We start from the raw sequence: 12,895 nt of genomic DNA on the forward strand, positions 1-12,895 counted from the left end.
TGACGCGGCCGTACTCCATCCCGAGCGTGCGCGGCCGGACCGCTGCGACAGCTCGATCGGCGGGCCACTGCTGTGGCCGGGTGACGAACCGTGGCCCGAGTGCTCCCTGCCCGATGTGAACAGCCCTGACGGCGCGGCCGCGACGGCCATGGTCCCGCTCGCACAGATCTTCCGGCGCGACGTGCCCGGACCCTGGTGGCCCGTCGGCATCGACCTCTTGCAGATCCTCTGGTGCCCCAACGAGCACTGGGCCAGGCCGACGCCAGCCCCGTACTGGAGCTGCGATGGCGGCGGGCAGCCGACGCGACCAGCCGGTTGACGAGCCCGCCCCCACCCTCGCGGTACGACGAGGACTGCTACCTGCCCCGTGCGTGCGCCGTCACCGCCGAGCACGTGACCGACCTGCCGTTCCGTGAGGAGCTGCCCGCGCAGCTGCGTCCTCGGCTGGAGGAACTGGTCCGCGCGACCGGCGACGGTGGTGACGCCATCACCCGCCTCGCCGGGTGGAAACTCGGCGGCCGGCCGACCTGGCACCTGTCGCACCCCGCCGTGTTCTCCTGCGGTGGCTGTGGCACGGCCATGACGCTCCTGTTCACCGTGGCCAGCGACGACGAGACCGGTGTCGTCGTCGGCCGGTGGGGAGAGCCGCGCGTGTTCACCTGCCCCGCCGACCACCGCCACCCCTTCCGGGCGGACCTGCACTGACGTCGTTCCGCCCGGGCTCCCCACTCGTTCCGTGCGCGTGTGGCACGGGATGCGACGAGGGCGGCAACCTTCCGCGCCGCCGCGGCGACTGCTCCGTGCTCGGCCTTCCGCGCGAGCAGCACATCCCCGACGCGGTATCGGAGCAGTACATGACGGAAACACGTGGCCGGGCGCGGCACCGCAGGCGCAGGACGGCCCTCGTCGCCGGTGTCCCCCTCGCCCTCGCCGCCGCCGGTGCCCTCGCCTACGGAGGGGCTTTCGGCGTCTTCGGCGGTGACGGCCGGCCGTCCGCCGACGCCGCGACAGCGGCGGCACCCGCCTGGGCGAGCGAGGCGGCCGACGGGTTCGCCTCGGTCCACGCGCTCGGGCAGAACGGGACGTACGGCGGCCGGGGCGGCCGGACGGTGACCGTGAGGACGCTCGCGGACCTGGAGAAGTACGCGACCGCCGCCGAGCCGTACGTCATCGTCGTCGCCGGGACGATCACGATGGACCCGGTGGGCAAGGAGATCCGGGTCGCGTCCGACAAGACGATCGTCGGGTCCGGCACCAGCGGGCACATCGTGGGCGGCGGCTTCTTCCTCGGCCCGGGCGTCCACAACGTCATCATCCGCAACCTGACGATCCGCGACTCCTACCAGGGCGTCTGGAACGACAAGGACCACGACTTCGACGCCGTGCAGATGGACGGCGCCCACCATGTGTGGATCGGCCACAACGACCTGCGGAACATGGCGGACGGCCTCATCGACGTGCGCAAGGACAGCACGTACGTGACCGTGTCGTGGAACCGGATGAGCCACAACAACAAGACCTTCGGCATCGGCTGGACCCCGAATACCGTCACCGACATCACGATCCACCACAACTGGCTGCGCGAGACCGAGCAGCGCAACCCGTCCACGGACAACGCCGCCCGCGCGCACCTCTACAACAACTACCTGGAGGACACGCCGGGCACGCGCATCACCTCCGCGTACGGCAACTACGCGCGCGGGAAGACCCGGATGGTGCTGGAGAACAGCTACTTCCAGGGCGTGCGCAACCCCGTCATCCGGGACGCCACCGCCGCGCTCGTCCAGCGCGGCAACGTCTTCTCGGGTACGAGCGGCCGCAACGAGAGCGGCGGCGGCGCGGCGTTCGACCCGAGGGCGTCGTACGCGTACACGCCGGACCGCGCCGACGCGGTGCCCGCGCTGCTGAAGGCGGGCGCCGGGCCGAGGGCGTCCATCGGCACGGCGGCGACGGCGGCGGCACCGGCCGCCGCCGCGAGTACCCTCACCGTCGCGAAGAGCGGGGCCCGGTTCACCAGCGTGCAGAAGGCCGTGGACGCCGTACCGGCGAACAACCCGTCAAGGGTGGTCATCTCCGTCGCGCCCGGCACGTACCGCGAGACGGTGAAGGTCCCGGCGAACAAGCCGCACGTCACCATCCAGGGCTCCGGCGGCAGCCGCAAGGACACGGTCATCGTCTACGGCAACGCGTCGGGCACGCCGAAGCCGGACGGTTCGGGCACGTACGGCGCCGGGGGCAGCGCCACCGTGGCCGTGGAGGCCGACGACTTCCAGGCCCGCAACCTGACGATCGCCAACGACTTCGACGAGGCGCGGAACCAGCATTTCAGCGGCCACCAGGCCGTCGCCCTGCGCACGGCGGCCGACCGGGTCCTCCTCGACCGGATCATCGTCGAGGGAGACCAGGACACGCTGCTGCTGGACACCGCCGCGAAGGACCGGCTCGGCCGGGTGTACGTCACCGGCTCGTACATCACGGGCAACGTGGACTTCGTCTTCGGCCGCGCCACCGCCGTGATCGACAAGTCGGTCCTGACGCTCAAGAAGCGCTGGAACGGCACGTCCGCCGGGTACATCGCCGCGCCCAGCACCCCCGCGAACCGCAAGGGCTTCCTCATCAACCGGTCCGTGGTCAACGGCGACGTGGCGCCTCGCACGTTCCACCTCGGCCGGCCCTGGTACGCGGGCGGCGACGCGACGCTGCACCCGCAGGTCACCGTGCGGGACACGACGCTCAGCGACGCGGTCAGGACGGCGCCGTGGACCGACATGAGCGGCTTCCCGTGGAAGGGTGCCCGCTTCGCCGAGTACCGCAACTCCGGGCCCGGCGCGGGCACCGGCGAGCGCCGACCGGCCGCACCTGACCCCGGCGCAGGCGGCCGGCCAGGAGGTCGTGGACTGGCTGGGCGGCTGGACCCCCACCGAGTCCTGACCCGCCACGCGCCACCCCGGTGCGGCGGCCGTACGCCACGAACCCGGCCGCCGCACCCGAGTCCGTACGCCTCGCACACGGCCGCCGCGCCGAGGCCGTACGGCACGAAACGGGGCCGCCGCACCGGAACGCCGTACCGCTCGGACGCGGCCCGCGACCGCCGTGCAGCAGGGGGTGGCGGCCGCTAGTCGCGGACCGAGGGGACCACGCGGATGCCGAAGCCGTACGAGCCGATGGCGTTCGCGATGCCGATGAACAGCAGGCTGTAGTGCTCCCTGGCCGCGGGCCGTCGCGATGCCGCCCAGGTCGAGGAGCGACTCCCGCGGCCAGCCGAGGTCGTTCAGGAGCGCGCCGACCACGCGCTTGGCCTCGGCGTCGTCGCCCGATAGGAACACCGTGCTCGGGCCCTCGACGGAAGCCGGGTCGATCATGAGCTGTTGGTCGATGGTGCAAAGCGTCTTGACGACCCGTGCGCCCGGGAACGTCCGCTGGATCTCCTCGCCGAGGCTCTCCCCCAAGTGGGAGAGGTCGTTGTCCTCGGTGAAGCCGACCGCCACGTCGAGCAGCACCTTCCCGGCCAGCGCCGGCGCGCCGATCCGGGCGAGCAGCGGCACGGAGGCCGTGCCGGGCGTCGCGTTGACCACCACGTCGGCCGCAGCGACGGCGGACGCGGGGTCCACGACCCGTGCGCCCTCCACCGCCGCCGTCAACTCGGCGACCGCGCCCGCGTCTTCGGCCCGCCGCGACCCGAGGACGACCTCGTGCCCGGCGCGCGCCCACGCGCCGGCCAGGGCGCGTCCCACATTGCCTGTTCCGAGAATTCCGATCTTCATGGCGACGACGCTACGGCGGCCGGGCCCACGGCCGCCTCGGCCCGGAGACAGGAGCTTCCGTACCCCGTCCGTCCTACGGCCCTAGTTCCGCCCGCGCCGCCCCCGGGTCGCAGCCCTGACCTCGCGGCCCCGGTCCCGGGTCCTGGTCCCGCAGGGGCGATGCGCAGGGGGACCCATGGCAGACGGCTCCACGGGCGGGTAGGGAAAGCCACGGGTCGCGGGGCTAGACGCTCCGCGCGGGACGACCAGGCCGGACTCGTAGGCAGGGACGACGAGTTGGGCGCGGTCGCGGGTGCGGAGCTTGGTCATGGCCCGGTTGACGTGGGTTTTCGCGGTGGTCGGGCTGATCACCATACGGTCGGCGATCGGGGTGTCTCCCGGGGTTCCGGAGCCGTCGCAGGGGGCGCCGTCGAGGTGCAGCCGGTGGGGCTTGCGCCGCCGGTGCCGGTGCCGTTGAAGCCGAAGGAGACCTGGCGCCGGGCGAGGCTTCCGTTGTAGAAGAGGTTCCTGGGGGTCCACCTGGTGCCGGAGCCGGTCACCGTGGCGTCCCAGGTGGAGGTCCTCCCATGGCCCGGCCCCCGCCGCGCAACGGACAAGGCCGAGGTGACCGACGTCACGACCAGGCCCGCCACCCGCCATGGTCCTCGGCCCGCAGCTCGTCGAGGCCGCCCCCGACGCAGGCCATCCGCTCGGCAGGACAGCGGCTATGCCCCCCTGCCCCCTCGGGTGAACGTCACCAGGACCAGGCCGGCCGCGGACAGGACGAACACCGCGGCGCCGCCCCCGGTGAGCGCCTTGTCGAGCAGGAGGAGGTCCTGATGGTTCCGCAGGGCCTCTTCGTACGTCGCCGAACTCCCGCCCCGCGAACTGATGGTGTTGCACACGTCACCAGGCCGCATCATGTCGTCACCGCATTTCCCGGCTTCGTCGTGGTTGGTCCACCACGCGACGCCGCCCCACAAGGCGACTCCCAGGCCGGCCCAGAGGAGAACCTTCAGAATCTTTGTCGTGCGTGCGTGGGAAGCGGATGTCATGAGCGGGCTTACGCCTTTCGGTGCGAGGGAAACGGGAGGCCGCGCGGGGAAGAGCTCTTGAAGGCGGCCCGGCAGCGGAGGAGCGGTGGCCGAAGACCGGCCGTCGGCAGGCCACGTTCAGATCACAGGGGATCGCTGTCGAACCCGGTCCGGTCACATCCCGAAGTACTCACGCGTCGACGGCGCCTTGTACAGCACCGACCCCATGCCCAGCACCACCGCGGCAGTCGCGAATCCACTCATCTGCAGGCGCCAGTCGTGGGAGCTCGGCTCCCACATGATCAGTCCTCTGCCCACGGCCAGCAGCGAAAGGACGAGGAGCGGATTGCACCCGAAACTCACGAGGGAGGGACCGAAGTCCGCCTTGATGAGTGAGCCGATCCCGCCGACGAGAATGGTCAGGCCGAACAGCAGCCCCACGCAGCAGATGAACAGGCCGACGACACCGCCGATGCCCCGGTCGCTCCCGGGCGGGGCGTCCTGCATCCACACCCAGGTCGTGTACATGAGGTAGAGCACCCCACCCGTCAGCACCAGGCCGACCAGCAGGGCATAGATGATGAACGCGGTGGCCAGGAGCGGGCGGCGCGGTCTCCGCACCCGAGGTGCGCGACGGGCCGGGACTCCGTCGCCGTGAGCTGTGGCGTCGGGGCCGTAGGGACTGCGGGGAGCGGGACTGGTCATGGAGTTCTTCTTCGGTCCGATGCAGGGTCGCTAGCCGGTGTCATCCCGACCTGGATCCACCGGCGTGGCCGGGCGGGATGACGGTGTTCGGAGGGACGTGCGCGGAAAGCGCGTGTGCGTCCTCATCGAGCGAGGCCGGGGAACGGTACGGCCCCGGTGCAACGTCGCCAACCCTGCCCTGAGCCGCTGTGAAGCCGATGAAATCCCGCTGAAGGAGGAGACCGAACCTCTTTTGTCATGAGCAGTCGCAGGTCAGCAGGTGTGAAGGGCTCGCACGAACCGCTCACCACCAAGCAGCGCCGTCCGCACCCGGACCTCCGCCGGATCACCGCCGTCGGCGCCGCGCCCACCGCCCCCTCAGCGTGAAGGCGCGCACCTCGGTCCCTGCCGGGTCCGATCGTCGTCGCGCGCCGACTCCGGTCGAGCACGTTGGTCCCCAGATGGTCCCCGGAGAACGGTCATTGTCCAGCCGAGTGCCTGTGCGAGGACCTCAAGCCGTCCCGGGGTCGCACCTCTCCGCATGCCTGCAGAGGCATCAGGGATGCCCTGGAGCCCCGATCGGCCCGGAAGGCGACTGCCAATTGGCGCACGCGCTGCTGGCGGCCCGGCCGGTGTTGAAGAACGGGTTCCGCTCGCGTCGCAGTTGAGCGGGGACCGTTCTCCAACACCAACAGGGCCGGGCTCCCGGTTCCGGACCGGTCAGTCCCTGGAGAGTCCGGTGGTCAGGCGCAGTTTGATGGTCTTGTTCCCGCCGATGTATCCGCCTGCTGCCCGACTGTGGGGCAGGAGCCCGGTGTCACGGAGCGCGCGTCTTTGCCCCGCCGCCCGGGATGTGGGTGGCGGGATCGACGGTGAGACCGCCGGGTCGACCCATGGAGATCCATTTCTTGGGGATGGGGATGGCGCGGCTCATGAGTCTGCGGATCGTGTCTCGGTCATCCGGCCGGACGCGGCGGGGGAGCTGGGTGCGTGGGGTGTGCTGTGCGGGGTGAATCCAGTGCCGGCCGTTGGCGTCGGTCCAGACGGGCGGGCCGCGGATGTTCGGGGCGCCGAGGCGGGTGGTGAGGAGTTCGCTGCTGTAGGTCGAGTTCGTCAGGGGGTGCAGGTTGGTGCAAGTGCGGTGCTGGCGGACGGCGACGAGGTCGACCAGCACCGCGTAGTACGTCGGCGCCGCCGCCCAGTCGGTGAGGTCGTCCCCCCAGACGGCGACCGGTGTACGGGCCACGGTCCTGGCGTACGCTCTGTGCTCGCGCCGATCGGGGCCGAGCCCTTCGCGGGTATACCGATCGTCATGACACCACCGCTCCCTTCAGGGTTTGCCGCAACCCGGCCGCCACCGCCCCGGCCAGGCAGTCGGCGAGTCGACCGTCTGGTGCTCGGTCAGGCGGCGTGAGCGCCGAGAGCCGCAGCGGTGTCACCGCGCGTGCCTGCCCTTGGCCGGCTTCGGCTTCTCCTGCCGCGCCTCGCCCTTCTGGGGGGCCGGCCCGGCTGCTCCGGGACCGGTCGCACGGCGCCGCTGCTCCGGGACGCCGGGAGCCGACGGCGTACCGCTGTCGACCGCCGCACCCTCGGAGCCGGCGGCCCCCCGGTCCCCGGTGTACGAGGGGGAGCGCGGCGCGGGCGCGGAGACGGGGGCGGCTCCGGTGGGCGGAGCGGGCGAGGTGGTCGAGGGCGCCGGCTCGGTCGCGGCGGGGCTAGGCGGAACGGACACGGCGGGGCTGGGCGGAACGGAGGCGGCGTTCTCCGCCTCGGCGGACGGCCCGCCCACCGAACCGGCCAGTCCGACGCCCAGAACGGTCAGTGCCGCGCCGGCGGTCAGCAGGTTCCGGCCGGCCCGGCGCGCGGCGGGCCGGCCGGAAGAGGATCGTGCGGGCACCGGCCCGCCGTGTGCAGGGACGGCGGCCTCGGCGACCTCCACCGCCGCGCCCGCCCCGTTCGACCTCAGCGTGTCCGGATTCCGCTCGTCGGCGCCGTCCTCGCCGCTCATGGGCGGAGCCGCGAGCACGGAGGATCCCGCGGGGGCGTCGGCCGCCCCCGCGGGATCCTCCGGTGCCAAGGCGGCCAGGGCGCGCACACAGGCCCGGGCGTCCGGCCGGCGGCTCTCGTCCGCGTCGGTCATGGCTTCCAGCAGTCCGACGACCGCCGCCGGTGTCTCCGGCGGAATGACCGGCGGCCGGTGCAGCCGGGCCATCGCGGCCTCCAGCGGCGCCCCGTCGTACTCCAGTTCACCCTTGATCGACTCGATGAGCACCAGTCCCAGGCTGTAGATGTCCGCCGCCGGCCCGGCGCCCCGGCCCAGCACCTGCTCCGGGGCCATGTAGGCGGCGGTCCCCACCAAGGCGCCCGGGACGGTCCGGGCCGTGGTGCCGAGCAGCCTGGAGATGCCGAAGTCCGTCAGGCGGGGAGCGCCCGCCTCGTCCAGCAGGATGTTCGCGGGCTTGACGTCGCGGTGGACGACTCCGGCCTCGTGCACATGGGCCAGCGTCGAGGCCAGCGCGGCTCCGATCCGGCCCGCCTCGGCGGGCGCCAGCGGGCCCGTGGCGATCCGCCGGCGCAGAGTCGTGCCCCTGACCAGCTCCATCACCAAGTAGGGCGTTCCGTCGTCCCGGCCGCAGTCATACACCGTGATCAGGCCGGGGTGCTGCAGCTGCGCCAGCAGCCGGCCCTCGCCGTCGAACCGCTCCTCCGTGTCGGCTGCACCGCCCGGGCGGAACACCTTCACCGCGACCGGTCGGCGCAGGCGCAGGTCCACGCCCTCGTACACATCGGCAGCGCCGCCACGACCCAGCAGGTCGTCGAGCCGGTAGCGTCCGGCCACCACGTGGGCGGTGAGCCTGTTGTCCCATCGGATCGGCCACGAGCGGACTTTCATCCCTGCGCTCCCTGCGTCCCGTTGTCACCTGCCGTCGTCCGCCCGCCCACGTGTGCGCTGCCGATGGCATGCCCGGCCGCGCGGGTGCGAGCACCGTGTGCACGTGTGCCCCCTCCGCCGCCGGACATCCCCGTCCCGCACACGGCCTCGGGGGCGCCGGTCACGACGCGGCCGAAAACGCCGGCCACGAACGGGCACGCGGCCTCCGGCCCGCGTTTCCGCACCATCGGGAGGATGTGAACCTGCGACCCCTTGGCCCCAGCGCCACCGCGCGTAGCGCGTGGTCACCAACCGAGCCCCGTCGTGGCCGCCCGCCGACGGTCGCGGCGGACCGGTCCCCAAGTGGTCCCCGGAAACGGCCAAGGGGCCGTTCCAGATTTCTCTGAAACGGCCCCTGGCCTGCGACTCTCGCGAGTCGGGACGACAGGATTTGAACCTGCGACCCCTTGACCCCCAGTCAAGTGCGCTACCAAGCTGCGCCACGTCCCGATGCGCTTCGGCCCGGTCTCGCCGGGTGAGCGCGCAAGAGAACATTACCTCACCGCGCGGGCAGGTCCGAAAGCGCCCGGCGGGTCAGGGCGGCCAGGGCGTCGGCGCCGCAGGCCGCGGCCAGGTCCGCCGCGCGGGCCAGCTCGTCACGGGAGCCGAGGGCGACGCCGAGGTCGCGGCGGGCCAGGGCGCGTTCGTACGCGGACGGTGACGCCTCCAGGTGGCGCACCGCGTCCGCCAGGAGGGCGCGCGCCTCGTCGGGGGCGGCGAACAGGGCGGCGCAGCGGAGGGCTTCCCCGAGGGCGGTGCCGGTGCCGAAGCGTTCCGCGTGGGCGCGGGCGAGGTCCGCGTGGGCGGCCGCCCGGTCCGGGTCGTCGGCGGCGAGGGCGCGCGCCAGGTCGCAGGCCCAGGGCGCCCAGACGCCGTTGTGCCGGCCGCGTGCCTCCAGGGCGTGGCCCGCCGCCTCCAGTTCCTCGGCCGCCTCACGGGTCCTGCCCTCCGCGAGGAGGAGCCGCCCTCGTACGCAGGGGCCGTCGGGCAGGACCATGGCGCTGGGCCAGGGCGGGCCGAAGGCGTACGCGTCGGCCAGTTCGCGGGCCTCCCCGGTCCTGCCCCGCGCCAGGAGCGTGTCCACCAGGAGGCACACGGCGTCCCACTGCACGGCCAGGCCCCGGCCCGCACGGTCGGCGAGGCGCAGCCCCTCGCGGAGGAACGACTCGGCACGGGGCAGGTCGCCCGCGCGGCGGTGGGCGAGGCCCAGCAGGGTGTGCGCGAAGGCGAGGTGGGCGCCGCTCCAGCCGGATATCTCGTACGCGCGGACGGCCTCCTCGAACAGGGCGCGGGCGCGGCCGGGCCGGTCGGTGAATGCGTACGCGATGCCGATCATGGCGGGTGTCTCAAAGCCCCACTCGGTGTCGGTCCAGCTCACCCCGGGTGCGGGGCGGCCGTCGAGGAGGGCGCGGCCGCACAGAGCGAGGACGTGGGCGGCGTCCTCGCCGCGCAGCATCGCGTCGAAGGCGCGCAGGGAGAGCAGGGCCCGTTCGGCGTCGTCGGTGCCGGGGAGGCCGTCGGCGAGCGCGGCGAGGCGCCGGGAGCGGCCGTGCGGGTCGTCCTCGGCGGCGCGGAACGACTCGTACATGAAGTGGGCCGCCTCCAGACGGGTGCGGGCGCGGCCGGGCGGGGTGCGGGCGGCTTCGGCGGCGACGGTGGCGGACGCCTCGGCCAGCTGGTTGCTGTGGGCGAGGGCCTGGCCGAGGCGCCAGGTGGCGTCGGCGCGCAGGGCCGGGTCGAGGCCGGGCAGTCCGAGCGCGGAGCGCAGGTGGGCGACGGTGGCGGCCGGTGAGGTGAGGAGGGCGGCGCAGCCCAGTTCGTACAGCACCTCGGCGTACGCCTCGGGTGGTGGGGGCTCCTGGAGGGCGCGTTCCAGGCAGCGGCGGGCCGCGTCGGGCGCGCCGACGGCCAGGTGCTCGCGGGCGGCCTCGCGGAGCTGCTCGACCAGGTCGGGGTCGTCGTCCGGGTGGACCTCCAGGAGGTGGCGGGACGCGGCGGCCGCGCCGAGGCCCTCGCGGGTGACGGCCCAGGCGGCCTGTCCGTGCATGGCGGTGCGGGTGGCGGCGGGTATGGAGCGGTACACGGCGGTCGCGACCAGCGGGTGGGCGAACTCCAGCGGGTCGGAGCCGGTGACGATGCGGGCCTCGCGGAGTCGGGCGGCGCAGTCGGCGGCCTCGTCGGCGGGCATGCCCGCCAGGGTGGCGGCGAGCCGCAGCGGGATCTCGGTGCCCAGGACGGCGGCCGCCCAGGCGAACCGGGTGGCGGCGGTGCCGAGCGCGTGGAGGCGGGCGACCAGTCCGCTGCCGCGCGCCGACGCGCCCAGGTCGCGCAGCCGGCCGGCGGAGCGGGCGACGGGCTCCAGACTCCTGTCCCGTACGGTCGCGAGGAGCTCGACGGTCTCGTACGGGTTGCCGCCGGTGACCGCCCACACCTCGTGGCAGAACGGGTCGTCGGTGCGGTCGCCGAGCGCGGCGCGGGCCAGGTCGGCGGTGGCGTCCTCGGTGAGGGCGTGCAGCGTGGTGGTGAGCCTGGCCTGCGCGGCGACGCGGCGCAGCAGGGTCGCGGCGGGCTCGCCCCGTTCGGCGGACGCGTCGGCGCGGTGGGCGAGGACGATCAGCAGGGGCAGGCCGGGCAGGCGTCCGGCGAACTCGGCGAGCCAGTGCAGCGACTCGGCGTCCGCCCAGTGCGCGTCGTCCACGAGGACGACGAGTGGCTGGTCGCGCCGCTGTTCGGCGAGGCTGGTGACGACCCGGTCGAGGCCGTCCCGTACGCCCTGCGGGTCGGCGAGGGGCGAGCTCGGCGCGGCCAGGCCGAGGGCGGGCGCGGTGAGCTCGAAGCGGTCGCCGAACAGCTGCCGCAGGCGTTCCTCGGACAGGGGCAGGAGGGCCGGTACGAGGAGCTGGCGCAGTACGTGGAACGGCACGGACGTGAGCGTCTCGCCGCCCTTGCCGGACAGGACGGAGCAGCGGCCCGCGGCGCGGCGGCCGATCTCCGCGAGCAGGGACGTCTTGCCGATGCCGGCCTCGCCCCGGAAGACGAGCAGTCCCCCGGTGGCGTTCTGGCCGGTCAGCGCGTCCACGGCGTGCGCGGCGACGGCCAGTTCGCGCTCCCGCTCCAGCAGCGGTGCGGACAGCCGGTGTTCCGCCCTGGACGGCAGCATCCGCTCCCCCTTTCTCGTATGTACGTTCGAGAGCAAGGGTAGTCGGCCGCGCCTCGGAGAGGGGACGATTCGGGCCGTCCGGGCGCAGGCGGGCACGCGCGGGCCCGGTGCGGGGACAATGGGCGGATGGACAGGGCTCGCAGGGACCGTGACGTGGAGGGGCGCGCCCGTAACGCGCGGCCCAGGGACGGGCTGGGCCGGCCGCTCCCCTACGGGTCGCCGGGTGTGGAGCGGCAGCCCGAGGGTGTGGAGCGCCCGCCCGAGGAGAGCCTGCGGGAGGCGCAGCGGCTGCTGGACGCGGGGCTGCCGTTCCACGCCCACGAGGTGCTGGAGGACGCCTGGAAAGCGTGCGGCGACGCGGGGCGCGGGGAGGAACGCGAGCTGTGGCGGGGCCTGGCGCAACTGGCGGTGGGGCTGACCCACGCGGCGCGCGGGAACGCCTCGGGCGGCGCGCGGCTGCTGCTGCGCGGCGCGGACCGGATCGTCCCCTACGGGGGCGGGGCCGAGGCGTCGGCACCTGGGTCGTACGAGACCGGGGCAGCGAGGCCCGGGTCGGACGAGGGCGGGGCTTCGGGGCCGTACGGGATCGACGTGGACGGCCTCGTGAGGTGGGCGCGCGGCCTGGCGGAACGGCTGGGCGGGGGCGTGGACGGCGGCCCGGGTCCCGGCGGCGACCGGAGCAGGGGTACGGGCCCTGCCGGGGGTTCCGGTCCGGGCGCGGTGGTGGTGGACCCGGTCGTGGAGGCACCGCGCCTGACCGGGCGTTAGGGCGGGCGCGCCGGAGATCGGCCGGAAACGTGCGGTGCCCGCACCCGGCGGTACGGTCACGCGCCGCCGAGCAGGTCGCGCAGCACGGCGGCGTGGCCGCGCTCCGGGTCCTTGGCGGCCGTGAGCAGCGTGAGCGGGCCCTTCCGGGCGAGCTCCCGGACACGGTCGAGGGCCTCGGCGGCGGCGGGTTCGGCGAGCTCGGCCTCGTACCGGCGGCGGAACTCCTCGAACGACTCGTCCGGCTCCCCGTCCGCCGCGTGGAACCAGCGGCGCAGCTCCGTCGACGGTGTGAGGGACTTGGGCCACTCGTCGATCCGCGCCTCCGCCTTGGCCAGCCCGCGCGGCCACAGCCGGTCCACGAGCACCCGCACGCCGTCGCGGGGCCCGGGAGGCTCGTACACTCGCCGCAGCCGGATTCGGGACACGGAACGACTCACGCCCCCAGCCTCCCCCGGCGCCGACGCCCCGGCAACGCCCACCGCCCGACCGGACGACCCGGGGAGCCCCGGCCCCGCTCCAGCCCCTCCCCCGCACCACCGGGAGGCGGCCCCCGAAAGCACCACAGCGCTGCCCC

At 74.1% G+C, this 12,895-nt stretch carries 10 protein-coding genes, 1 tRNA gene and 3 pseudogenes; 4 read left to right on the forward strand and 10 right to left on the reverse strand.

Going from position 1 to position 12,895, the window contains the following annotated elements:
• Nucleotides 1-231 precede the first annotated feature (231 nt).
• Together J116_RS02275 and J116_RS02280 are read left to right on the forward strand one after the other, a co-directional pair.
• Complete coding sequence (locus J116_RS02275; RefSeq protein ID WP_235617301.1) at nucleotides 232-705, forward strand: hypothetical protein; 474 nt, start codon at nucleotides 232-234, stop codon at nucleotides 703-705.
• A 149-nt stretch (nucleotides 706-854) separates the two neighbouring features.
• Nucleotides 855-2,931: pseudogene (locus tag J116_RS02280) on the forward strand (pectinesterase family protein).
• 602 nt (nucleotides 2,932-3,533) lie between these two features.
• On the opposite strand, the pseudogene J116_RS31345 reads toward J116_RS02280, so the two are convergent.
• The 5 genes and pseudogenes from J116_RS31345 to J116_RS02290 form a co-directional block, all read right to left on the reverse strand.
• Nucleotides 3,534-3,764, reverse strand: a pseudogene (locus J116_RS31345) (NAD(P)-binding domain-containing protein); the annotation flags it as partial.
• Nucleotides 3,765-3,995: 231 nt separating this feature from the next.
• Nucleotides 3,996-4,130 (reverse strand): annotated as a pseudogene (locus tag J116_RS30650) (response regulator transcription factor); the annotation flags it as partial.
• Nucleotides 4,112-4,396: a cellulose binding domain-containing protein gene (locus J116_RS30655; RefSeq protein WP_394331474.1), complete on the reverse strand. Its 285-nt coding sequence runs from the start codon at nucleotides 4,394-4,396 to the stop codon at nucleotides 4,112-4,114. The gene J116_RS30655 and the pseudogene J116_RS30650, both read right to left, overlap by 19 nt.
• A gap of 72 nt (nucleotides 4,397-4,468) precedes the next feature.
• Nucleotides 4,469-4,798 (reverse strand): hypothetical protein, encoded by a 330-nt coding sequence (locus tag J116_RS02285; protein WP_023590978.1) that lies wholly within the window; start codon nucleotides 4,796-4,798, stop codon nucleotides 4,469-4,471.
• A 153-nt stretch (nucleotides 4,799-4,951) separates the two neighbouring features.
• On the reverse strand, nucleotides 4,952-5,482 hold the full coding sequence (locus tag J116_RS02290) for a hypothetical protein (RefSeq protein ID WP_139140456.1): 531 nt from the start codon (nucleotides 5,480-5,482) through the stop codon (nucleotides 4,952-4,954).
• Between the two features lie 237 nt (nucleotides 5,483-5,719).
• Between J116_RS02290 and J116_RS31180 the strand changes: the two genes are divergently transcribed.
• Nucleotides 5,720-5,848 carry a hypothetical protein gene (locus J116_RS31180; RefSeq protein ID WP_268810578.1) on the forward strand — a complete coding sequence of 43 codons (129 nt, stop codon included), beginning with the start codon at nucleotides 5,720-5,722 and terminating at the stop codon, nucleotides 5,846-5,848.
• Nucleotides 5,849-6,278: 430 nt separating this feature from the next.
• Here J116_RS31180 and J116_RS02295 read toward each other — a convergent pair whose 3' ends face one another.
• The 4 genes from J116_RS02295 to J116_RS02310 form a co-directional block, all read right to left on the reverse strand.
• Nucleotides 6,279-6,707 (reverse strand): hypothetical protein, encoded by a 429-nt coding sequence (locus J116_RS02295; protein ID WP_023590975.1) that lies wholly within the window; start codon nucleotides 6,705-6,707, stop codon nucleotides 6,279-6,281.
• Between the two features lie 189 nt (nucleotides 6,708-6,896).
• Nucleotides 6,897-8,354, reverse strand: coding sequence for a serine/threonine-protein kinase (locus tag J116_RS02300; RefSeq protein WP_023590974.1), 1,458 nt, complete (start codon nucleotides 8,352-8,354; stop codon nucleotides 6,897-6,899).
• A 415-nt stretch (nucleotides 8,355-8,769) separates the two neighbouring features.
• A tRNA-Pro gene (locus tag J116_RS02305) sits at nucleotides 8,770-8,843 on the reverse strand.
• Nucleotides 8,844-8,892: 49 nt separating this feature from the next.
• Nucleotides 8,893-11,553: an ATP-binding protein gene (locus J116_RS02310; RefSeq protein WP_023590973.1), complete on the reverse strand. Its 2,661-nt coding sequence runs from the start codon at nucleotides 11,551-11,553 to the stop codon at nucleotides 8,893-8,895.
• A gap of 126 nt (nucleotides 11,554-11,679) precedes the next feature.
• Here J116_RS02310 and J116_RS02315 point away from each other — a divergent pair, with 126 nt between their 5' ends.
• Nucleotides 11,680-12,321, forward strand: a complete 642-nt coding sequence (locus J116_RS02315; RefSeq protein WP_023590972.1) for a DUF309 domain-containing protein — start codon at nucleotides 11,680-11,682, stop codon at nucleotides 12,319-12,321.
• 56 nt (nucleotides 12,322-12,377) lie between these two features.
• On the opposite strand, the gene J116_RS02320 is transcribed toward J116_RS02315, so the two are convergent.
• Nucleotides 12,378-12,758 (reverse strand): DUF488 domain-containing protein, encoded by a 381-nt coding sequence (locus J116_RS02320; RefSeq protein ID WP_079147637.1) that lies wholly within the window; start codon nucleotides 12,756-12,758, stop codon nucleotides 12,378-12,380.
• Nucleotides 12,759-12,895 lie beyond the last annotated feature (137 nt).

Origin of the sequence: Streptomyces thermolilacinus SPC6, assembly GCF_000478605.2 — a bacterium.
Lineage (GTDB): Bacteria > Actinomycetota > Actinomycetes > Streptomycetales > Streptomycetaceae > Streptomyces > Streptomyces thermolilacinus.